A 22,018-nucleotide genomic window follows, 5' to 3' on the forward strand; every position below is an offset into this window, starting at 1 on the left:
TGCCCGTAGGCCCGCGCAAGCGAAGCGCCGCCGGGCAATAAAAAAGCCCATTTCTGGGCTTTTTTTTATCCCCGCGCTCTCCTCACCCGCTCCGCATATACCGACAGCGTCTGTTTCAGGACATCCAGCGTTACCGGCTTGGAAAGACAGCTATCCATCCCCGATTCCAGACAACGCTGCTTCTCCTCTGCCAGCGCGTTAGCGGTGACACCCACCACCGGCAGCGTCAGACCGAGCTGACGGATGCGCTGAGTCAGGCGATAGCCATCCATATTCGGCATGTTCACATCACTCAGGACAATGTCGATATGGTTTTTGCTCAACACATTGAGGGCATCCACGCCGTCATTCGCCGTTTTACACTGATAGCCCAGCGAGCCGAGCTGATCGGCTAGCAGGCGGCGGTTAATCGGATGGTCGTCCACCACGAGGATCATCATGTCCTCATTCAATGACTGCTCGGATTCCGGCGACGGCAGCGACGTTGTCCCGTCCGCGCTGTCCATTTCCACACGATAGATACGCGCCAGCAGCGTAATCAGCTCGTGCGGCGAGGCCACGCTGTTCACCCACTCACCGTGCGCACGCTCCAGGGCGATACCGATATGGCGCCGACAGAAGATCACCGCCGCTTTACCCTGCCACGGCTTCGTCAGCTCATCGTCGGTGAGAAGCATATCTTCCGCGTCCGGGGTTTGTCCGGCGTAGCGCGCCACCCGGATGCCGTACGAGGTCAGCAGGGATTCCAGGTAGGCATACAGCGAGGCATTATTGACCGCCAGCCAGCAGCGTTTATCGCTTAATCCCTCTATCAGCATGTTAGCCGGTGACTGCGCCGCATAAAGTGGAATACGGATAGTAAACTGACTGCCCATGCCCGGTTCGGTATCCACCGAGATGTCGCCGTCCATCATGCTGATCAGTTTTTCACAGATCGCCAGCCCCAGCCCGGTGCCCTGGAAGTTGCGCTGAACCCCCGTTCCCACCTGGAAGAACGGGTCGAAGAGTTTGACTACCTCTTTGGCCGGAATTCCCACCCCGGTGTCGCGCACGCGAATGCTCAGGTAGTCCCCTGCTTTGGCGACATGCATCACAATGCAGCCCATGTCAGTAAACTTAATGGCGTTGCTGAGCAGGTTGGAGATCACCTGCTGCAGGCGCATCGGATCGCCCTGCAGCGTTAGCGGCACGTCCGGCTCAATAAAGCAGTACAGCCCCAGCTGCTTACGCACCACCAGCGGCAGGTAGTTGGCGCTGATATGGTTCATCACCTCGCGCGGCGAGAATTCGCGCGGTTCAATTTTCAGCTGCTCGGACTCGATTTTAGAGAAATCGAGAATGTCGCTGATGATTTTCAGCAGCAGGCTGGAGGAGTTGTTCATCGCCGTCACCAGACGGTCAACGCCGCGCGGCAGCTCTTTGGTCTGCAGCAGATCGAGGTTACCGATAATTCCGTAGAGCGGCGTACGCAGTTCGTGACTGACGGTGGCAAGGAACATCGATTTCGACTGGCTGGCCTGTTCGGCGGACTGGGCCATGTCCTGCAACGACTCTTCCATTTTGACGCGCGCGGAGACATCCACCAGCACGCAGATGGCAACGTTCTCATTGCGATAGCGCGAATGGACAAAGCTTATCTGCAGGTTGGTGTTGTTACTGGTCAGGACATCGACGAAGTTGACCTGCTGCCCGCAGATAATTTGCGTCAGCCGCTGTCGGTCCTCATGGGTGAGCATATTGAGATAGTTATGCGCCAGCTCGTTACTGAGGATGTTGGTCCCGTCAAGGGTGCGTAAAATACAGATCCCCACCGGCGCAGAGGCAACAATCTTGCGGTTAAACTGCTCATGCTCTTCAAGACGCTGGGCATCGTTCTCCGCCGGAATAAAGATTTTACGCTCGTACATCCGCGCGAGGGTAAACAGCGCAATCCCCACCAGCACGTTCAGCAGTACCGAGTTGAGGATCAGTATCCGAATACGCTCCAGCACCATATCCACTGGTACGGAGTAAACAATGCTCAGCGACGAAGGCGGCAGGCTTTTTTTCAACACCAGGTCACGAAAACCGGCGCTGTAGCCAAACCATGAGCGCTCCTGCATCCAGCGAGGATCAACCTTCAGCCGCGATTCCGGCCCGGCCAGTGAAATGAGAGAGTGACCGTTTTCATCGAGAATGGTCACGCCCATCGGCAGATTCCCTGGGGTGAAAAAGTTCTCCATGCGGATAGTCTGCTCAATACCGAGCATCGCCTGCAGACGGTTGCCCAGATAAACCGGCGTCAGGGCATAGAAGTAGCCTACTCCTGAACGCGGACCCTGGCTTATCCAGAACAGATTATTACCGCGCTCATCCTGCGGCGCGTTACGGTATTTGATGATCCGCTCGTGCAGGCTTTTCAGTGCGCTGTCGCGGTCCACCGGCACATCGCGCAGGCCAAAATCGGCCATACAGAGATTTTCGCTGCCAATCAGGAAAACGCGGTTCAGGTCATAGGCTGCCGAGAAGTTATCGCGCCAGTAGCGCATAAACCAGGCCAGCGACTCCAGCGATCCCCGCCACGCTGAGCCCATCGCCGAGCAGTCAGAGTCGGGGAAAAGCGGTTCAAAGTTGGGGACATCCGCCTTACTGTCGCGCCCGCGGATAGCCAGCACACCATTCTCCGCCGTCAGACGGTTTTCGGCGATATACTTGAGCTCCTTCATGACGTCCGCGGTGCGCTGAATATAGCGCTGGGACTGATCGAAGCTGAGGCTAAACTCCTGACGGATCTCCGCCTCCTTCTGGTGCAGCGCATTGACGATGTAAAACACCGAAAATAGCGCGATAAGCACCCAAATCAGGAGCGCCAGCGCCCGAAAAAGATAGCGAGAAACTTTCAGCGTGGTTCGAAAGGAGACGAGGTATTTCAAGGGGGCGAGGCTCCGCCGTCAGGTTCACAAGGAATGGGTTAAGGTAGCGGTAAATCGCCGCCGTCGCAACGTTCGGTTGTCTGCAATTCAGCGCCGCGACAAAAGAAAAGGGCCGGAAACCGGCCCTTTGTCATCAGAAGAGATTACTCTTCGGCATCATCTGCCGCATCATCGTCGATTTCCGCTTCCGGCGCGATTTCATCGTCACCTTCTGCCACGCTACCGTCGATAGAGTCGAGCTCTTCGTCATCCACTGGCTCAGCAACACGCTGCAGACCCACCACGTTTTCATCTTCCGCGGTACGGATGAGGATCACGCCCTGGGTGTTACGGCCCACCACGCTGATTTCCGATACGCGGGTACGCACCAGCGTACCGGCATCGGTGATCATCATGATCTGGTCGGCATCATCGACCTGTACCGCGCCAACAACGGAACCGTTGCGCTCGGTGACTTTGATCGAGATAACGCCCTGGGTGCCACGGGACTTGGTTGGATATTCGTCCTGGGCAGTACGCTTACCGTAACCATTCTGGGTGACGGTGAGGATTGCGCCTTCGCCACGTGGAACAATCAGGGAGACCACGCTGTCTTCACCCGCCAGTCTGATCCCGCGGACACCGGTCGCCGTACGGCCCATGGCGCGCACCGCGTTCTCTTTGAAGCGCACCACTTTACCGGCGGCAGAGAAGAGCATCACTTCGTCGGAGCCGGAGGTCAGATCCACGCCAATCAGTTCATCGCCTTCGTTCAGGTTGACGGCGATAATGCCGGCAGAACGTGGGCGGCTGAACTCGGTCAGAGCGGTTTTCTTCACCGTGCCGCTGGCGGTCGCCATAAAGACGTTCACCCCTTCAGCGTATTCGCGAACCGGCAGGATCGCCGTAATACGTTCGTTTTGTTCCAGCGGCAACAGGTTGACGATTGGACGTCCACGAGCGCCACGGCTCGCTTCCGGCAGCTGATAGACCTTCATCCAGTACAGACGGCCCCGGCTGGAGAAGCAGAGGATGGTGTCGTGGGTGTTGGCCACCAGCAGGCGGTCGATAAAGTCTTCTTCTTTAATACGTGCCGCTGACTTGCCTTTGCCGCCACGACGCTGTGCTTCGTAATCGGTTAACGGCTGGTACTTCACGTAGCCCTGGTGAGACAGGGTAACTACAACATCTTCCTGGTTGATCAGGTCTTCGATGTTGATATCTGCGGAGTTGGCCGTAATTTCCGTGCGACGCTCGTCGCCGAACTGATCCCGGACCAGCTCCAGCTCCTCGCGGATTACTTCCATCAGACGATCGGCGCTGCCCAGAATGTGCAGCAGCTCAGCGATCTGCTCCAGCAGCTCTTTGTACTCGTCGAGCAGTTTTTCATGCTCAAGGCCGGTCAGTTTCTGCAGACGCAGATCCAGAATCGCCTGGGCCTGCTGTTCGGTCAGCCAGTATTTGCCCTCGCGAATACCGTACTGCGGCTCCAGCCACTCAGGACGCGCGGCATCGTCGCCGGCACGTTCCAGCATCGCAGAGACGTTGCCCAGATCCCACGGCTGCGCGATCAGGCCCGCTTTCGCTTCGGCAGGGGTTGGCGCACGACGGATCAGCTCGATGATCGGATCGATGTTTGCCAGGGCTACCGCCAGCGCTTCAAGGATGTGCGCACGATCGCGGGCTTTACGCAGTTCGAAAATAGTCCGGCGGGTCACCACTTCGCGGCGGTGACGCACGAACGCGCTCAGAATATCTTTCAGGTTCATGATCTTCGGCTGACCATGGTGCAGTGCCACCATGTTAATACCGAAGGAGACCTGAAGCTGCGTCAGGGAGTAGAGGTTGTTAAGTACTACTTCCCCTACCGCGTCGCGTTTGATTTCAATCACGATACGCATGCCGTCTTTGTCAGACTCATCACGCAGCGCGCTGATACCTTCAATACGTTTCTCTTTAACCAGCTCGGCAATCTTCTCGATCAGGCGCGCTTTGTTCACCTGATACGGAATTTCGTGGACAATAATGGTCTCACGGCCAGATTTGGCATCCGCTTCCACTTCGGCGCGGGCACGAATATAGATCTTGCCGCGACCGGTACGGTAGGCTTCTTCGATACCGCGACGGCCATTAATAATCGCTGCGGTCGGGAAGTCCGGGCCCGGGATGTGTTCCATCAGCCCTTCAATGCTGATCTCTTCATCGTCGATATAGGCCAGGCAGCCGTTAATCACTTCGGTGATGTTGTGCGGTGGAATGTTGGTCGCCATACCTACGGCGATACCGGACGAACCGTTTACCAGAAGGTTAGGGATCTTCGTCGGCATAACGTCAGGAATTTTTTCCGTGCCGTCATAGTTGTCGACAAAATCTACCGTCTCTTTTTCCAGATCGGCCATCAGCTCATGGGCAATCTTCGCCAGGCGGATTTCCGTATAACGCATTGCCGCAGCGGAGTCGCCGTCGATAGAACCGAAGTTACCCTGACCATCAACCAGCATGTAACGCAGCGAGAACGGCTGCGCCATACGGACGATGGTGTCGTACACCGCGGAGTCACCATGAGGATGGTATTTACCGATTACGTCACCAACGACACGGGCAGATTTTTTGTACGCTTTATTCCAGTCATTGCCCAATACGTTCATGGCGTATAGTACGCGACGGTGTACCGGCTTAAGTCCATCGCGGACATCCGGCAGCGCACGGCCAACAATGACCGACATCGCATAATCCAGATAGGAGCTCTTCAGCTCTTCCTCGATGTTAACCGGTGTAATTTCTCTCGCAAGGTCGCTCATCTAACCGCTATCCCTCTACTGTATCCCGGATTCAAAGGTCGGAAATTATAACACACCCGCTTAGGTTTAAACTAATTTGCTTTGTTATCCTGATATACTTCCTCGTCTTTAAATTACGGAGTAAAAGCGTCCATGAATGCGGAAAAATCCCCGGTGGCTCACAACGTTGACCATGAAGAGATCGCTAAATTCGAAGCGGTGGCGTCGCGATGGTGGGATCTCGAAGGTGAGTTTAAACCCCTGCACCGCATTAACCCCCTGCGTCTGGGCTATATCGCGGAGCGCTCCGGCGGTCTGTTCGGTAAGAAGGTGCTGGACGTTGGCTGCGGCGGTGGCATCCTCGCTGAGAGCATGGCGCGCGAAGGGGCAACCGTTACGGGCCTGGATATGGGATTTGAACCTCTGCAGGTCGCCCGCCTTCATGCGCTGGAGTCCGGTGTGCAGGTCGACTACGTGCAGGAAACGGTTGAAGCCCACGCGGCGGAGCACGCCCACCAGTACGATGTTGTCACCTGCATGGAGATGCTGGAGCATGTTCCCGATCCGCAATCGGTGGTGAAAGCCTGTGCCGCGCTGGTGAAACCGGGCGGTCAGGTGTTCTTCTCTACCATCAACCGCAACGGCAAAGCCTGGCTGATGGCGGTGGTCGGCGCGGAGTACGTGCTGCGGATGGTGCCAAAAGGCACGCACGATGTGAAAAAATTCATCAAGCCGGCGGAATTACTGAGCTGGGTCGACGGCACCAGCCTGAAAGAGCAGCATATGACCGGCCTGCACTACAATCCCCTGACCGACAAATTCAAACTGGCGCCAGGCGTGGACGTTAACTATATGCTCCATACCACCGCCAAAAATGAGCAAGAGTAATTACTCTTTTTCTGACGAATGCGCAGCAGTTTGTTGCGCATTTTTGACCACCCGTTGAAGAAATCAGCAGTCGATCAAATTTTCATTTTTTTTTCTGGAATATTGACATGTCGTCCAGGCCTTACGGTACGAGGACTTACGCTTTTTTACGCTTTGACAACCTCAATTTAACCTCAAAATCAACTCTTGTACTCAAAAGAATCCTTACTAGAATACTCACCATCTTGCGTTATGCTTAATGCGAAACCCCTATATATAGTATTTATCCACAACAACCTGTGGATAAACGGGGGATATTTCTTTTTTTCACGGACAGGTAAAAACCCACATGAATCAGAGTCTGCTGGTGACAAAGCGCGACGGTACCACCGAGCGTATCAATCTGGACAAAATCCATCGAGTTCTCGACTGGGCAGCAGAAGGGCTGAATAACGTATCGATCTCCCAGGTTGAACTGCGCTCCCATATCCAGTTCTATGACGGCATCAAAACGTCTGATATCCACGAAACCATTATCAAAGCCGCGGCGGATCTCATCTCCCGCGACGCGCCGGATTATCAGTACCTCGCTGCCCGTCTGGCGATTTTCCACCTGCGTAAAAAAGCCTACGGTCAGTTTGAGCCGCCAGCGCTGTTCGATCATGTGGTGAAGATGGTCGAGCTTGGCAAGTACGACACGCATCTGCTGGAAGACTATACGGAAGAAGAGTTCAAGCAGATGGACGGGTTTATCGATCACTGGCGTGATATGAACTTCTCCTACGCCGCGGTGAAACAGCTGGAAGGGAAATACCTGGTCCAGAACCGCGTGACCGGCGAGATCTACGAGAGCGCCCAGTTCCTCTACATTCTGGTGGCGGCCTGCCTGTTCTCGAACTACCCGCGTGAAACCCGTCTGGAATATGTGAAGCGTTTCTACGATGCGGTTTCCACCTTTAAAATTTCTCTGCCAACGCCAATCATGTCCGGCGTTCGCACCCCAACCCGCCAGTTCAGCTCCTGTGTGCTGATCGAGTGCGGCGACAGCCTGGATTCCATCAACGCGACCTCCAGCGCGATTGTGAAATACGTTTCCCAGCGTGCCGGTATCGGCATCAACGCCGGTCGCATTCGTGCGCTGGGCAGCCCGATTCGTGGCGGTGAAGCGTTCCACACCGGCTGTATCCCGTTCTACAAACACTTCCAGACCGCGGTGAAATCCTGCTCTCAGGGCGGCGTGCGTGGCGGTGCAGCCACCCTCTTCTACCCGATGTGGCATCTGGAAGTAGAAAGCCTGCTGGTGCTGAAAAACAACCGTGGCGTGGAAGGCAACCGCGTGCGTCACATGGACTACGGCGTACAGATCAACAAGCTGATGTATACCCGTCTGCTGAAAGGTGAAGATATTACCCTCTTCAGCCCGTCCGACGTCCCGGGCCTGTATGATGCCTTCTTTGCCGATCAGGATGAGTTCGAGCGTCTGTACAGCAAATATGAAAAAGACGATAGCATCCGTAAACAGCGTGTGAAAGCGGTTGAACTGTTCTCCCTGATGATGCAGGAACGCGCCTCTACCGGCCGTATCTACATCCAGAACGTTGACCACTGCAACACCCACAGCCCGTTCGATCCGGTCGTTGCGCCAGTGCGCCAGTCCAACCTGTGTCTGGAGATCGCCCTGCCGACCAAACCGCTGGAAGATGTGAACGACGAAAACGGCGAAATCGCCCTGTGTACGCTCTCTGCGTTCAACCTGGGTGCGATCAACAGCCTCGACGAGCTGGAAGAGCTGGCGGTGCTGGCGGTTCGCGCCCTGGATGCGCTGCTGGATTACCAGGATTACCCAATCCCGGCGGCAAAACGTGGTGCGATGGGTCGTCGTACCCTGGGCATTGGCGTCATTAACTATGCCTACTGGCTGGCGAAAAACGGCAAACGCTACTCCGACGGCAGCGCTAACAACCTGACGCACCAGACCTTCGAAGCCATTCAGTACTACCTGCTGAAAGCCTCGAACGAACTGGCTATCGAGCAAGGCGCCTGCCCGTGGTTCAATGAAACCACCTATTCCAAAGGCATTCTGCCGATCGACACCTATAAGAAAGACCTGGATGCGATCGCCAACGAGCCGCTGCACCTTGACTGGGAAGGCCTGCGCGAGTCCATCAAGACCCACGGCCTGCGTAACTCCACGCTCTCTGCCCTGATGCCGTCTGAGACCTCCTCGCAGATCTCTAACGCCACCAACGGTATTGAGCCGCCGCGCGGTCATGTCAGCATCAAAGCGTCGAAAGATGGGATCCTGCGCCAGGTGGTGCCGGATTATGAGCTGCTGAAAAACAACTACGAGCTGCTGTGGGAGATGCCAAATAACGACGGCTACCTGCAACTGGTAGGGATCATGCAGAAGTTTATCGACCAGTCGATCTCTGCCAACACCAACTACGATCCGTCACGCTTCCCGTCCGGAAAAGTGCCGATGCAGCAGCTGCTGAAAGACCTGCTCACCGCCTACAAATTTGGCGTGAAGACCCTGTACTATCAAAACACCCGCGACGGTGCGGAAGATGCGCAGGACGATCTGGCCCCGTCCATTCAGGATGATGGCTGCGAAAGCGGCGCATGTAAGATTTAATGTAAATGCCGGGTGGCGCTACGCTTACCCGGCCTACGATTTTGTTTGCCCGATCTACAAAATCTCTCACAGGACATACTCATGGCATACACCACCTTTTCACAGACGAAAAACGACCAGCTCAAAGAGCCGATGTTCTTCGGCCAGCCGGTCAACGTGGCGCGCTACGATCAGCAAAAATATGACATCTTCGAAAAGCTGATTGAAAAGCAACTCTCTTTCTTCTGGCGTCCGGAAGAAGTTGACGTTTCACGCGACCGCATCGATTTCCAGGCGCTGCCGGAACACGAAAAGCACATCTTCCTCAGCAACCTGAAGTATCAGACGCTGCTGGACTCCATTCAGGGACGTAGCCCGAACGTGGCGCTGCTGCCGCTGATCTCCATCCCGGAGCTGGAGACCTGGGTCGAGACGTGGGCGTTTTCCGAGACGATCCACTCCCGCTCCTATACCCACATCATCCGTAACATCGTCAACGATCCGGCGATTGTCTTCGATGATATCGTCACCAACGAACAGATCCTGAAGCGTGCCGAAGGCATCTCCCACTTCTACGACGATCTGATCGAATTGACCAGCTACTGGCATCTGCTGGGCGAAGGTACGCACAGCGTGAACGGCAAAACCGTCACCGTGAACCTGCGTGAACTGAAGAAAAAGCTCTACCTGTGCCTGATGAGCGTGAACGCGCTGGAAGCGATCCGCTTCTACGTCAGCTTCGCCTGCTCCTTCGCCTTTGCGGAACGCGAGCTGATGGAAGGCAACGCCAAAATCATTCGCCTCATCGCCCGCGATGAAGCCCTGCATCTGACCGGCACCCAGCATATGCTGAATCTGCTGCGCAGCGGCGCTGACGATCCGGAGATGGCCGAGATTGCGGAAGAGTGCAAGCAGGAGAGCTATGACCTGTTTGTTCAGGCGGCACAGCAGGAGAAAGAGTGGGCGGAATACCTGTTCCAGGGCGGCTCCATGATCGGCCTGAACAAAGATATTCTCTGCCAGTACGTAGAGTACATCACCAATATCCGCATGCAGGCGGTCGGCCTGGATCTGCCGTTCCAGACCCGCTCCAACCCGATCCCGTGGATCAACACCTGGCTGGTCTCTGACAACGTGCAGGTTGCCCCACAGGAAGTGGAAGTGAGCTCCTACCTGGTCGGTCAGATTGACTCCGAAGTCAACACCGACGATTTGAGCGACTTCCAGCTCTGATGAGCCGCGTAACGCTTCGTCTTTCTGGCACAGAGCTTCTGTGCCAGGAAGAGCACCCCTCCCTGCTTATTGCGCTGGAATCCCACCAGATTGCCGTTGAATACCAGTGCCGCGAGGGCTATTGCGGCTCCTGCCGCTGTCGTCTGGTGACCGGTCAGGTTGACTGGATAACCGAACCGCTGGCTTTCATCAACGACGGTGAAATTTTGCCCTGCTGCTGCCGGGCAAAAGGGGATATAGAGATCGAGATGTGATTGTGCCGGGTGGCGCTTCGCTTACCCGGCCTACAAAACCGCAGTCCGTAGGCCGGGTAAGGCGCAGCCGCCACCCGGCAATTTCAGCGTTAATTCTTCAAAAAGCTCACCGCTTTATCCGGGAAATCCGTAAACAACCCGTCCACATCCGCCTGCTTATATAACACCTCGTAAAGCTGATTCACATCCGTGGCATACGGCGGCAACTGGTCAGCACGCACCGTATACGGATGCACCTGCATCTTGCTGGCGTGAGCCTCTTTCACCATCGCCGTCAGCTTCACGTGGCCCGGGGATGAACCTTCCGCCACCAGCATGTGGTAATCCGGCCCGATCCCGTCGGCGTACTGCGCGATCTGCTTCATCGCGCCCGGCTTAAACATCCAGTCGTAGTTGTAGTTTACCCACTTGCCGTCTGCCTGTTTCTCCTGGGTTTCATTCCAGTCGGTATAAGCGATCAACTGGACCAGATTGAGATCCATCCCCATCTTTGGCTCCAGCTCGGTTTTGATGCGCTTCAGTTCCGCGGCATCAAAACACTGGAGGTAAACTTTGTCCTTCTTGCTGGTGTAGCCGTACTGTTTCAGCACCTCCAGCGTTTTCGCGGCGATATCCTTCCCTTCCTGATGGTGGAACCACGGCGCTTTGATTTCCGGGTAGATACCGATATGTTTGCCGGTCGAGTGGTTCAGTCCCTGAACAAACTCAATCTCCTCCTGGAAGGTATGGATGCGGAAGTCCGATTTACCCATCGGGACACGTCCGGGGTAAACCTGCACCTTCTTACCGTTTTCAATCTCAAAGCCCTCGGTAAAATTCAGAGAGCGGATTTCATCCAGAGTGAAGTCAATGGCGTAAAAACGGCCATCTTTTCGGGCGCGGTACGGGAAACGATCCGCCACATCGGTCACCCGGTCAAGATAGTGGTCATGCAGGACGACCAGCTGGTCGTCCTTCGTCATCACCAGATCCTGCTCCAGATAATCGGCCCCCTGCGCATAGGCCATCGCTTTCGCCGGCAGCGTATGCTCCGGCAGATAGCCGCTTGCGCCGCGATGGGCAATAACGATTTTATCCGCCGCCAGGGCGGAGCCGGACATCAGGCCCGCCAGCAGCAGACCGGTCGCGATTTGCGTTAATTTCATAGCAGTGCTCCTTATTGACGACGCGCCAGCACTTCCGCGTGGTGACGTTTTTCACCGATCATGACCACAATCAGCAGCAGTACCGCCAGCACGCTGCCGCCGATCATCACCATAAAGCCGCCGTCCCAGCCGAAGAAGTCAACGGTATAGCCCACAATAGCGCTCGCCGCGACCGAACCGCCCAGGTAGCCGAACAGACCGGTAAAGCCTGCCGCCGTACCTGCCGCTTTTTTCGGTGCCAGTTCCAGGGCATGCAGACCAATCAGCATAACAGGGCCATAAATCAGGAAGCCGATGACGATCATACAGGCCATGTCCACGCCCGGGTTGCCCGGCGGGTTGAGCCAGTAGACGACGGTGGCAATGGTCACGAGGGTCATAAAGAAGACGCCCGTCGCGCCACGGTTGCCCTTAAACACTTTGTCCGACATCCAGCCGCAAATCAGCGTCCCCGGGATCCCGGCGTATTCATACAGGAAGTAGGCCCAGGAGGATTTATCCAGCGCAAAGTGCTTCACCTCTTTCAGGTAGGTCGGTGACCAGTCGAGGATGCCGTAACGCAGCAGGTAGACGAACACGTTCGCCACCGCGATGTACCACAGCAGTTTATTCGGCAACACGTACTTCATGAAGATCTGCTTTGCCGTCAGCTCTTCTTCATGCTTCTCGCTGTAATCATCCGGATAGTCGTTCTTGTACTCTTCAATCGGCGGCAAACCGCAGGACTGCGGCGTGTCGCGCATCAGCGCAAAGGCGATAATCGCCACCAGGATTGCCCCAAAAGCTGGCATATAGAGCGCGGCGTGCCAGTCGTTGAACCAGGCCATCCCCAGCAGGAACAGCAGCGGTGGAAGCCCGCCGCCCACGTTATGGGCGCAATTCCATACCGACACGATACCGCCGCGCTCTTTCTGCGACCACCAGTGCACCATGGTGCGTCCGCACGGTGGCCACCCCATCCCCTGGAACCAGCCGCAGAGGAACAGCAGCACAAACATAATGGCGATACTGGAGGTCGCCCACGGCACAAAGCCCATGAACAGCATGACCGCTGCCGCCAGGATCAGACCGGCGGGCAGGAACACGCGCGGATTCGAGCGATCCGACACTGACCCCATAATGAATTTCGAAAAACCGTAGGCGATAGAGATCCCCGACAGCGCGAAACCGAGATCGCCGCGTGAGAAGCCCTGCTCCACCAGGTACGGCATGGCAAGCGCGAAGTTTTTACGTACCAGATAGTACGCCGCATAGCCAAAGAAAATCCCCATGAAGATTTGCCAACGCAGACGGCGGTAAAGAGGGTCTATCTCTGCCTCTGGCAGTCGCGCCCGATGTGGCGCAGGTTTAAAGATACTGAGCATAACAGCCTCCGTGGCCTTTCAAAAAATGACCGGACAACACGCGCCCGGCCAGAGAGGCGGGGATGTTAAGAAATCACGGTAATTGTTACTGTGAATCAACGCACAGATTGTTACAGAAATATGACAGAATGCGCAAAAAAGCGCATGAAATCACGTTTCGCTTTCGAATTTCGCTCGTTTGCGTTCGATATCAAACAAACCACAGTTTTTATGTGGCTAAATGAGATAAAACGAACACAGAGGGTTGGCAATGACAATTCACGATCCACGCTATAGCGATGTGATTATCATTGGCGGGGGCGCGACCGGCGCTGGCATCGCCCGCGACTGTGCGCTCAGGGGGCTGAGCGTCACGCTTCTGGAGCGCCATGATATTGCAACGGGCGCCACCGGGCGCAATCATGGTCTGCTGCACAGCGGCGCCCGCTACGCCGTCACCGACGGCGAATCGGCACGCGAATGTATCGCCGAAAACCAGATCCTCCGGCGCATTGCCCGTCACTGCATTGAGCCCACCGACGGTCTGTTTATTACGCTTCCCGAAGACGATATTGCCTTTCAGTCAACCTTCATTACCGCCTGCCAGGCCGCGGGCATTCAGGCGCAAGCCATTGACCCGGCCCTAGCACGCCGCATCGAACCTTCGGTTAATCCGGCACTGACGGGTGCAGTAAAAGTCCCGGACGGCACCGTGGATCCGTTTCGCCTGACGGCGGCCAACATGCTGGACGCCCGCGAGCATAGCGCGCGGATCCTGACCGGCCATCAGGTCACCGGGCTTATCCGTGAGGGGCATCGCATCAAAGGCGTGCGGGTCCTGGATACGCAGTACAATGAACAGAGCGAGCTGTATGCCGCCGTGGTAGTCAACGCGGCGGGGATCTGGGGGCAGCGCATCGCGGAATACGCCGATCTCTCTGTGCGCATGTTTCCGGCCAAAGGCTCGCTGCTGATCCTCGACCACCGCATTAACAACCATGTCATCAACCGCTGCCGCAAACCGTCTGATGCCGACATCCTCGTACCGGGCGATACCATTTCGTTAATCGGCACCACCTCCACCCAGGTGGACTACCGCGAGATTGATTACAATCGGGTCACCGCAGAAGAGGTGGACATCCTGCTGCGCGAAGGGGAAAAACTGGCGCCGGTGATGGCCCAGACGCGTATTCTGCGCGCTTACGCAGGGGTGCGTCCGCTTGTCGCCAGCGATGACGACCCGAGCGGACGCAATGTCAGCCGCGGCATTGTGCTGCTTGACCATGCCGCGCGCGACGGGCTGGACGGCTTCATCACCATCACTGGCGGTAAATTGATGACCTACCGTCTGATGGCCGAATGGGCGACGGATGCCGTCTGCCGCAAACTGGGCAATACCGCACCGTGCGTGACCGCAGACCAGCCCCTGCCCGGCTCGCGCCAGTCCACCGAGAAAACAGTACAAAAAATTATCTCCCTGCCCGCCCCCCTGCGCGGTTCGGCCGTCTATCGCCATGGCGACAGAACACCGGTCTGGCTCGGCGAAGGACGACTGAGCCGCAGTCTGGTATGCGAATGCGAAGCCGTTACCGCCGGGGAAGTGCAATACGCGGTGGAGAATCTGACGGTGAATAGCCTGCTCGATCTCCGCCGCCGTACCCGCGTCGGGATGGGCACCTGCCAGGGGGAGCTGTGTGCCTGCCGTGCCGCCGGGCTGTTGCAGCGTTTTCATACCACCACCGCCACCCAGTCGCTCGATCAGCTCAGCGATTTTCTGAACGAGCGCTGGAAAGGCATTCAGCCTGTCGCTTGGGGCGATGCCCTGCGTGAAAGCGAATTTACCCGCTGGGTGTACCAGGGGCTTTGCGGTCTGGAGAAGGAGCAACGCGATGAAATTTGACACCGTGATCGTCGGCGGCGGGCTGGCGGGTCTGCTCTGTGGCATCAAACTCACGAAGCAGGGGCTGCGCTGCGCCATCATCACCCGGGGCCAGAGCGCCCTGCACTTCTCGTCGGGCTCGCTGGATCTGCTGGACGATACTTACCGCGATACGCTGCCGCCGGAGCATCCCTATCATCTGACTGGCGCGCATAATGTTGAGCGCTTTGCGCTGGAAGCCGAAGCGTTACTGGCTGAGTGTGGCGCACGCATGCAGGGCAGCGCCAGGCAAAATCATCAGCGCGTCACGCCGCTCGGCACCCTGCGTTCCGCCTGGCTCAGCCCGGAGGAGGTACCCGTTGCCCCGTTCAAGGCCACGCGCGTGCGGGTGGTGGGCATTAGCGGTTTTCTGGATTTTCAGCCCCATCTGGCGGCCGCCTCGCTCAGTCGCCAGGGTATCAACGCTGAAACAACAGAGATTGAGCTGCCCGAGCTTGATGTCCTGCGCGATAACCCCAGCGAGTTTCGCGCGGTGAATATTGCCCGTTTTCTCGATAACGAAGAGAAATGGCCTCAGCTGCTTGAAGCGCTCAAACCGCTTGCAAAGGGATACGATGCGCTCTTTATGCCCGCCTGTTTTGGCTTACAGGACAACCTTCTGTGGCGCTGGATCTCCGACCGCCTGCCCTGTTCGCTCGGCCTGCTGCCAACGCTTCCCCCGTCCGTGCCCGGCATTCGCCTGCATACCCAGCTTCAGCGCCAGTTTGTGGCCCAGGGAGGCGTGTGGATGGCGGGCGATGAGGTGAAAAAAATCACCCTGACTGACGGCGCGATGAGCAAAATCTGGACCCGCAACCACGACGACATTCCGCTTCGTACGCGTTACGCGGTGCTGGCAAGCGGCAGTTTCTTCAGCAACGGCCTGCTGAGCAGCCGGGACGGCATTCGCGAGGCGATTATGGGGCTGGATGTCAGCCAGAGTGCCTCCCGCGCGGACTGGTATCAAAGCGATTTCTTCAACCCGCAGCCGTGGCAGCAGTTCGGCGTAATCGTGGATAACCAGCTGCATCCGCAACTTTCAGGAAAGTCAGTACCGAATCTCTACGCCATCGGTTCGCTTTTGGGCGGATACGATCCTATCGCCCAGGGCTGCGGCGGCGGCGTCTGCGCCATAACGGCGCTCTATGTGGCAGAGCAGATTTGCCAGCGCACGGAGGCTGCACAATGAACGACACCCGCTTTGAAAGCTGCATCAAATGCACGGTCTGCACCACCGTCTGCCCGGTCAGCGGCGTTAACCCGCGCTATCCCGGTCCGAAACAGGCCGGGCCGGACGGCGAGCGCCTGCGTCTGAAGGACGGCGCGCTGTACGATGACGCGCTGAAATACTGCATCAACTGCAAACGCTGTGAAGTCGCCTGCCCGTCGGATGTGAAAATCGGCGACATCATTCAGCGCGCCCGGGCACGCTATAGCACGCAAAAACCGTCGCTGCGCGATGCCATTCTCAGCTATACCGACCTGATGGGCAGCGTCTCCACGCCGTTTGCCCCGCTGGTGAACGCCGCGACCTCGCTGAAACCGGTGCGCCAGCTGCTGGATGCCACGCTAAAGATCGACCATCACCGCAGCCTGCCTAAATATTCCCACGGCACCTTCCGCCGCTGGTACAAATCGGTGGCGGCGGAACAGGCGCGGTATGCCGACCAGGTGGCGTTCTTCCATGGCTGCTACGTGAATTACAACCACCCGCAGTTGGGCAAAGATCTGCTGAAAGTGCTGAACGCCATGGGTACAGGGGTGCAGTTGCTGAGTAAGGAGAAGTGCTGTGGCGTGCCGCTGATCGCCAACGGGTTTACCGATAAAGCGCGCAAACAGGCCGAAAGCAACGTCTCGTCGCTGCGCGAGGCCATCGTTGATAAAGGCATTCCGGTGCTGGCCACCTCCTCGACCTGCACCTTCACGCTGCGGGATGAGTATCCGCACCTGCTGGACGTGGACAATACCGGCCTGCGCGAAAAGATTGAGCTGGCAACGCGTTTCCTGTGGCGCAAGCTGGACAGCGGACAGACGCTACCGCTGAAAAATTTACCCCTGAAAGTGGTCTACCACACGCCGTGCCATATGGAAAAAATGGGCTGGTCGCTCTACACGCTGGAACTGTTGCGGTTAATTCCAGGGCTGGCGCTGACGGTACTGGATTCGCGCTGCTGCGGCATTGCGGGGACGTACGGCTTTAAGCGTGAAAATTACGAAACATCACAGGCGATTGGCGCGCCGCTGTTCCGCCAGATTGAGGAGAGCGGCGCCGATCTCGTGGTGACCGACTGCGAAACCTGCAAGTGGCAGATAGAGATGTCCACCAGCAAGCGCTGCGAACATCCCATCACACTGCTGGCGAAGGCGTTGGGTTAGCTATCGCCGGGGCCGCAGCCCCGGCAAACCGGTTACTCAACGAACAGCGATTCCACCACGTTGATCCAGCCGTGCTGGCTGGCCACCTCTTTACCTGCCAGCCAGCGACGCAGCATGTTTAGCGCCATCATGGCGCAGACTTCCTGACGCACCGCCAGGCTGTAGCGCGACGCGCTCATCTTAACGCGCAGGGCATGGGTGCCTTCCGGGGTAGCCAGGGCAAAGTTAAGATGATCCTCTTCCACACCCGACACCGCCAGAGCCAGACCGGCAAAGTGTTTTACGCGCCGCTCGGCAACCCAGTGGGCAGTTTGTGCCAGGGTCTCCTCCTGGGAAGGCACCACTTCGCTTGCCAGCAGCGGAGCGCTTACCCGCGAGAGCTGTAACGCCAGCAGGCCACCGGTGAACTGCTCGCTCAGGGTCAGGCTCAACTGACGGGCCTGCAGATCGCGGGCGATTTGTGCCGGAAGGCCTTCGGTGCCTTCAAAGATCAGGTTTTCGCCCGCCACGCGCTGCACCTCAGGCCAGAGCGCCAGCATCGCGTCTTTTTCCGTGGCCGGGCCGGTGAGCTTTAGCTCGATAATCGGCATGGAAGAGCGATAACCCATCGTCACCCCTGTCGGTAAGCTCAGGTGATCCAGGCTCTGCGCCAGGTCGCTCTCCGAGCGGCCAAAGGTGGTGAGACGTAAACAGATCGGGGGTTCAGGCAAGGTAAAACGCTGGCGCAGACGCGGCAGGATCTGTTGTTCGACCATCACCTTAAATTCGGACGGGACGCCGGGGGTAAAAAACATCAGGCAGCGATTAAGTTGAATGGCAAAACCACAGGCGGTGCCGACCGGGTTATCCACCAATTCCGCGCTGGCCGGAATTTCCGCCTGCTTGCGGTTGCTGGGAGCCATCACCCTGCCGCGATCGCTAAAGAAACGCTCCATATGGCTGAGCCACTCGGTGTGCAGCACCAGCTCTTCACCTTTTGCCGTGGCGGCGGCCAGCGCGCTCAGGTCATCGCTGGTTGGGCCAAGCCCGCCATTTACAATCAGGACATCCGCGTGTTCGCTGCGCTCGCGCAAAATATTGACCAGTGCATCCAGCGAATCGCCCACCGTATTACGGCGCGTTAACGGTAATCCCTGTTCAAAGAAAATATCAGCCAGCCAGGCCGCATTGGTATCGGTAATTTGTCCATGCAGCACTTCATCGCCAGTGGACAGCATCTCCACGTTTATCATTGTGTTCTCCCGCTTAGGTGGTGAAAACACTATAACGCAATCGGCGGAGGGAGAAAGAGAAACAGGCGCGGCAGGAGGCCGCGCCGGGGGGATCAGAAGCCTGCGCTCACGCCCACGTACGGGCCATCAGCAAGGGCGTTGTCGCGGTTGCCCTCTTTGCCCGCCAGGTTCAGGTAGCGATAACCCGCTTCGATGGTAATCGGACGCATAATGGTCCAGCGTGCACCAGCATTCGCCTCTTCATAGCTGTCGATACCGCTGGAGAGGGAGTCCGGAGAGTAGTAATACTCGCCGAACAGGCCGAAGCTGTCGCCAATTTTCCACTGCAGACCGCCGCCCACTGCCGCCGCGTAACCTTCGTCACCGTCGTTCGGGTTGGTGTAAATGCCTTTACCGCCGACGGTCGCCAGGAATGGACCAAGCGGAACGTTAAAACCGAGGCCCAGGCTTGCCGCATCGCCATCGTCGTCGTTATGCGTCCAGCCGCCGGTCATCGCCAGGCCTGCGCTATCCGTGCCAAGACCAAAGCCCAGGTGGGTATAATCCTCGCCCGCCGAGCCGTTGAAGGAAATAGCGTTGGCTGCTGCCGATACACACATCAGGCCTAAGCCCATTAATGCCACTTTTTTCATTGTCGTGATCCCGCACAATTTTATAGAAAGCCCCAAAGCGCGTGATTTTAACGTGCGTGGGCCAACGATCAACGACGACGTGATGTAATAAAAAATTAGATTGTAACGAGTTGATACTTACAGGTTTTAACAATGTTAAAGCCAGGGAAACAGGTTACACCCGGTAACATTGCGCTCGATCAATAATCACCCACCCTAATTTACTTAGATTAATCTGCGCTCAAAACGGAATTACCCACCAATACTGATAAAGAAGGAAGACAATATGAGCAAAAAAGGTTTAACCACCGCATCCGGTTGCCCCGTCCCCCATAACAACAACGTTGCCACCGCAGGCCCGCGTGGACCGATGCTGCTGCAGGATGTCTGGTTCCTGGAAAAACTGGCCCATTTCGACAGGGAAGTGATCCCGGAACGTCGCATGCACGCTAAAGGCTCAGGCGCATACGGCACCTTTACCGTCACCCAGGACATCACCGCTTTTTCCCGCGCGAAGCTGTTCTCCACCGTCGGTAAAAAAACCGATCTTTTTGTCCGCTTCTCTACCGTGGCTGGCGAACGTGGCGCTGCGGATGCGGAACGGGATATTCGCGGTTTCTCGATCAAGTTTTACACCGAGGAGGGCAACTGGGATCTGGTCGGGAATAACACGCCGATTTTCTACCTGCGGGATCCGCTGAAGTTCCCGGATCTTAACCACGTCGTGAAACGCGATCCGCGTACCAACCTGCGTAACCCGACTTACAAATGGGATTTCTTCTCCCAGCTGCCGGAAACGCTGCACCAGCTGACCATTGATTTTAGCGATCGCGGACTGCCGCGCTCCTATCGCACCATGCACGGTTTCGGCAGCCACGCATTCAGCTTTATTAACCATAACAACGAACGCTTCTGGGTGAAATTCCACCTCAAGTCGCAGCAGGGTATTGAGAACCTGCAGGACGATGAAGCCAAACGCCTGGTCGCGGAAGATCGCGAGAGCTCGCAGCGTGATTTGTTCACCGCTATCGAAAAAGGGGACTTTCCGCGCTGGACCTTTTATGTGCAGATCATGCCGGAAAGCGATGCTGCGAAGGTGCCTTACAACCCGTTCGATCTGACCAAGGTCTGGCCACACGGCGACTATCCGCTGATGGAAGTGGGTGTGCTGGAGCTGAACCGTAACCCGGATAACTACTTTGCGGAAGTTGAGCAGGTGGCGATGTCGCCTGCTAACGTGGTGCCGGGGATTGGCTTCTCACCGGATCGTATGTTGCAGGGGCGTCTCTTCTCCTACGGTGATGCACACCGCTACCGCTTAGGCGTCAACCACCATCAAATTCCGGTTAACGCCCCGCGCTGCCCGTTCCACAACTATCATCGTGACGGTGCCATGCGTGTGGACGGCAACAGCGGCAACGGCGCCACCTATGAGCCAAACAGCTTTGGCGTCTTCCAGGAACAGCCTGACTTCAGTGAACCGCCATTGTCCCTTGAAGGTGCCGCTGATCACTGGAACCATCGGGAAGATACCGACTACTTCAGCCAGCCGCGCAAGCTGTTTGAACTCCTGAGCCCGGAAGAGCATCAGCGTATGTTTGACCGCATCGCCGGGGATATGAAGGATGTGCCGGCGTTCATTCAGGCGCGTCAGATTGCCCTTTTCAGCGAAGTCCATCCGCACTATGGCGCGGGTGTCCAGGCTGCGCTGATGCGTCTGGCGGAAGAGAAGTAAAAAACTAACGGGAGCCCTGGCTCCCGTTTTTCGAATAATTAATGTCTGGCCTGCTCGACAATCTCGGGTGCCAGCCCGGTGAGTTGGGTGACCATCTCAGGCTGCAGGCCCTTTTCCAGCATGGCCTTCGCGATACGAAGCGCTTCCTGTTCAACGCCCTCCGCTCTTCCCTCCGCTCTGCCCTGACTTAATCCCTGAGCCATGCCCTCTTCCCGGAGATATTGCGCGATATTCATTAATGTCTCCTTATGCTGATGATCCTTCGTCCTGTGTGCTAATGCCTGCAAAAACGCTGCGGGATCGGCGGTATGACCGGCCTGAAGAAGATAGTTCAGCAACGTTTTTAGCTGGGCGTTGCCAGTGTATCCCAGCGCCAGGATCCTGACCAGATGCTCATGAAGTTCCAGCATGTCCCGTTGCCGGACATGCTTTTGCAGCAGTTCCAGCATCGCAATCCGGCGGTGCTGCATGATGCTTTCGTCCGGCAGACAGGTGATGTCAACCAGGGGAAAGGGGCCGGTATAAAGAGATTCGGCCTGTTCAGGCATCAGAAAGCCATCGAGCCAGCGCAACGACCCTGGATAAGGTGAGATCCGACCATGATAAAACAGCAGCGGGATCACCAGCGGCAGCTCGCGGTGGCCTTTGTCGAGATGTCGCTGCATGGCGGCAATCGCGTAGCGCATCAGGCGAAAGGCCATGTGCCGATCCGGAGAGCTTTGATGCTCGATCAGCACATAAATATACCCCTCACCGTTAGAAGTATTAACGGACCAGAGGAGATCGGCATGACTTTGGCGAAGATCCTCTTCGACAAAGCTGCCAGACTCCAGCCGCAATGATGATAAATCACAGAGAGCGCGTAATTGTTCAGGCAAGTGGATCGTTAAAAAATCACGTGCCGTCTCCGGCTGCGACAGAATATGACGAAACACCGCGTCATGCGGGTTGGGTGTTGATGGGCTGTGCATATTTTCCCTTGCGCCAGTTCCTTTTGCCGGAAAATAGCACAGCGCCTG

15 protein-coding genes are annotated in these 22,018 nt (G+C 56.9%); 8 read left to right on the forward strand and 7 right to left on the reverse strand.

Annotated features, from left to right (window positions below; genetic code table 11):
* Nucleotides 1-65 precede the first annotated feature (65 nt).
* Nucleotides 66-2,912 carry a two-component system sensor histidine kinase RcsC gene (gene rcsC / locus FHC51_RS20645; RefSeq protein WP_114314399.1) on the reverse strand — a complete coding sequence of 949 codons (2,847 nt, stop codon included), beginning with the start codon at nucleotides 2,910-2,912 and terminating at the stop codon, nucleotides 66-68.
* Nucleotides 2,913-3,055: 143 nt separating this feature from the next.
* Nucleotides 3,056-5,692 carry a DNA topoisomerase (ATP-hydrolyzing) subunit A gene (gene gyrA / locus FHC51_RS20650; protein ID WP_220436489.1) on the reverse strand — a complete coding sequence of 879 codons (2,637 nt, stop codon included), beginning with the start codon at nucleotides 5,690-5,692 and terminating at the stop codon, nucleotides 3,056-3,058.
* A 132-nt stretch (nucleotides 5,693-5,824) separates the two neighbouring features.
* Here gyrA and ubiG point away from each other — a divergent pair, with 132 nt between their 5' ends.
* From ubiG to yfaE, 4 genes are all read left to right on the forward strand, one after another.
* Nucleotides 5,825-6,559: a bifunctional 2-polyprenyl-6-hydroxyphenol methylase/3-demethylubiquinol 3-O-methyltransferase UbiG gene (gene ubiG / locus FHC51_RS20655; RefSeq protein WP_220436490.1), complete on the forward strand. Its 735-nt coding sequence runs from the start codon at nucleotides 5,825-5,827 to the stop codon at nucleotides 6,557-6,559.
* Nucleotides 6,560-6,887: 328 nt separating this feature from the next.
* Entirely contained in the window at nucleotides 6,888-9,173 is a 2,286-nt protein-coding gene (gene nrdA, locus FHC51_RS20660) for a class 1a ribonucleoside-diphosphate reductase subunit alpha (RefSeq protein ID WP_103825117.1), read from the forward strand.
* An 81-nt stretch (nucleotides 9,174-9,254) separates the two neighbouring features.
* A complete protein-coding gene (gene nrdB / locus FHC51_RS20665; RefSeq protein ID WP_220436491.1) occupies nucleotides 9,255-10,385 on the forward strand; it encodes a class Ia ribonucleoside-diphosphate reductase subunit beta in 1,131 nt (376 codons plus the stop codon).
* On the forward strand, nucleotides 10,385-10,639 hold the full coding sequence (yfaE, locus tag FHC51_RS20670; protein WP_103180417.1) for a class I ribonucleotide reductase maintenance protein YfaE: 255 nt from the start codon (nucleotides 10,385-10,387) through the stop codon (nucleotides 10,637-10,639). Before nrdB ends, yfaE begins: the two co-directional genes overlap by 1 nt.
* 89 nt (nucleotides 10,640-10,728) lie before the next feature.
* On the opposite strand, the gene glpQ is transcribed toward yfaE, so the two are convergent.
* Both glpQ and glpT read right to left on the reverse strand, forming a co-directional pair.
* Nucleotides 10,729-11,784: a glycerophosphodiester phosphodiesterase gene (gene glpQ, locus FHC51_RS20675; protein WP_220436492.1), complete on the reverse strand. Its 1,056-nt coding sequence runs from the start codon at nucleotides 11,782-11,784 to the stop codon at nucleotides 10,729-10,731.
* 11 nt (nucleotides 11,785-11,795) lie between these two features.
* On the reverse strand, nucleotides 11,796-13,148 hold the full coding sequence (gene glpT / locus FHC51_RS20680; protein WP_103825121.1) for a glycerol-3-phosphate transporter: 1,353 nt from the start codon (nucleotides 13,146-13,148) through the stop codon (nucleotides 11,796-11,798).
* 250 nt (nucleotides 13,149-13,398) lie between these two features.
* Between glpT and glpA the strand changes: the two genes are divergently transcribed.
* The 3 genes from glpA to glpC are packed head-to-tail and all read left to right on the forward strand — an operon-like array spanning nucleotide 13,399 to nucleotide 17,421.
* The gene (gene glpA, locus FHC51_RS20685) at nucleotides 13,399-15,027 is read left to right on the forward strand and encodes an anaerobic glycerol-3-phosphate dehydrogenase subunit A (RefSeq protein ID WP_220436493.1); all 1,629 of its coding nucleotides are present in this window, start codon (nucleotides 13,399-13,401) and stop codon (nucleotides 15,025-15,027) included.
* Entirely contained in the window at nucleotides 15,017-16,234 is a 1,218-nt protein-coding gene (glpB, locus tag FHC51_RS20690; protein ID WP_220436494.1) for a glycerol-3-phosphate dehydrogenase subunit GlpB, read from the forward strand. The genes glpA and glpB overlap by 11 nt, the downstream gene beginning before the upstream one ends.
* Nucleotides 16,231-17,421, forward strand: coding sequence for an anaerobic glycerol-3-phosphate dehydrogenase subunit GlpC (glpC, locus tag FHC51_RS20695; RefSeq protein WP_220436495.1), 1,191 nt, complete (start codon nucleotides 16,231-16,233; stop codon nucleotides 17,419-17,421). Before glpB ends, glpC begins: the two co-directional genes overlap by 4 nt.
* Nucleotides 17,422-17,453: 32 nt before the next feature.
* Here the strand turns inward: glpC and FHC51_RS20700 are convergent, their stop codons facing one another.
* Together FHC51_RS20700 and FHC51_RS20705 are read right to left on the reverse strand one after the other, a co-directional pair.
* On the reverse strand, nucleotides 17,454-18,653 hold the full coding sequence (locus tag FHC51_RS20700) for a nicotinamide mononucleotide deamidase-related protein YfaY (protein ID WP_220436496.1): 1,200 nt from the start codon (nucleotides 18,651-18,653) through the stop codon (nucleotides 17,454-17,456).
* 92 nt (nucleotides 18,654-18,745) lie between these two features.
* Complete coding sequence (locus tag FHC51_RS20705; RefSeq protein ID WP_114386058.1) at nucleotides 18,746-19,285, reverse strand: YfaZ family outer membrane protein; 540 nt, start codon at nucleotides 19,283-19,285, stop codon at nucleotides 18,746-18,748.
* A 265-nt stretch (nucleotides 19,286-19,550) separates the two neighbouring features.
* On the opposite strand from FHC51_RS20705, the gene FHC51_RS20710 reads away from it, so the two are divergent.
* Nucleotides 19,551-20,999: a catalase gene (locus FHC51_RS20710; RefSeq protein WP_220436497.1), complete on the forward strand. Its 1,449-nt coding sequence runs from the start codon at nucleotides 19,551-19,553 to the stop codon at nucleotides 20,997-20,999.
* 38 nt (nucleotides 21,000-21,037) lie between these two features.
* Here FHC51_RS20710 and FHC51_RS20715 read toward each other — a convergent pair whose 3' ends face one another.
* Nucleotides 21,038-21,970, reverse strand: coding sequence for an Rpn family recombination-promoting nuclease/putative transposase (locus FHC51_RS20715; protein WP_220436498.1), 933 nt, complete (start codon nucleotides 21,968-21,970; stop codon nucleotides 21,038-21,040).
* Nucleotides 21,971-22,018: the final 48 nt, after the last annotated feature.

Origin of the sequence: Leclercia sp. EC_58 (genome assembly GCF_019584355.1) — a bacterium.
Classification (GTDB): Bacteria; Pseudomonadota; Gammaproteobacteria; order Enterobacterales; family Enterobacteriaceae; genus Enterobacter.

Excerpts from the sequence above, each read along its gene's own strand:
- gyrA (WP_220436489.1), bottom strand. The coding sequence starts at position 5,692 with ATGAGCGACCTTGCGAGAGAAATTACACCGGTTAACATCGAGGAAGAG.
- ubiG (WP_220436490.1), top strand. The coding sequence starts at position 5,825 with ATGAATGCGGAAAAATCCCCGGTGGCTCACAACGTTGACCATGAAGAG.
- nrdA (WP_103825117.1), top strand. The coding sequence starts at position 6,888 with ATGAATCAGAGTCTGCTGGTGACAAAGCGCGACGGTACCACCGAGCGT.
- nrdB (WP_220436491.1), top strand. The coding sequence starts at position 9,255 with ATGGCATACACCACCTTTTCACAGACGAAAAACGACCAGCTCAAAGAG.
- yfaE (WP_103180417.1), top strand. The coding sequence starts at position 10,385 with ATGAGCCGCGTAACGCTTCGTCTTTCTGGCACAGAGCTTCTGTGCCAG.
- glpQ (WP_220436492.1), bottom strand. The coding sequence starts at position 11,784 with ATGAAATTAACGCAAATCGCGACCGGTCTGCTGCTGGCGGGCCTGATG.
- glpT (WP_103825121.1), bottom strand. The coding sequence starts at position 13,148 with ATGCTCAGTATCTTTAAACCTGCGCCACATCGGGCGCGACTGCCAGAG.
- glpA (WP_220436493.1), top strand. The coding sequence starts at position 13,399 with ATGACAATTCACGATCCACGCTATAGCGATGTGATTATCATTGGCGGG.
- glpB (WP_220436494.1), top strand. The coding sequence starts at position 15,017 with ATGAAATTTGACACCGTGATCGTCGGCGGCGGGCTGGCGGGTCTGCTC.
- glpC (WP_220436495.1), top strand. The coding sequence starts at position 16,231 with ATGAACGACACCCGCTTTGAAAGCTGCATCAAATGCACGGTCTGCACC.
- FHC51_RS20700 (WP_220436496.1), bottom strand. The coding sequence starts at position 18,653 with ATGATAAACGTGGAGATGCTGTCCACTGGCGATGAAGTGCTGCATGGA.
- FHC51_RS20705 (WP_114386058.1), bottom strand. The coding sequence starts at position 19,285 with ATGAAAAAAGTGGCATTAATGGGCTTAGGCCTGATGTGTGTATCGGCA.
- FHC51_RS20710 (WP_220436497.1), top strand. The coding sequence starts at position 19,551 with ATGAGCAAAAAAGGTTTAACCACCGCATCCGGTTGCCCCGTCCCCCAT.
- FHC51_RS20715 (WP_220436498.1), bottom strand. The coding sequence starts at position 21,970 with ATGCACAGCCCATCAACACCCAACCCGCATGACGCGGTGTTTCGTCAT.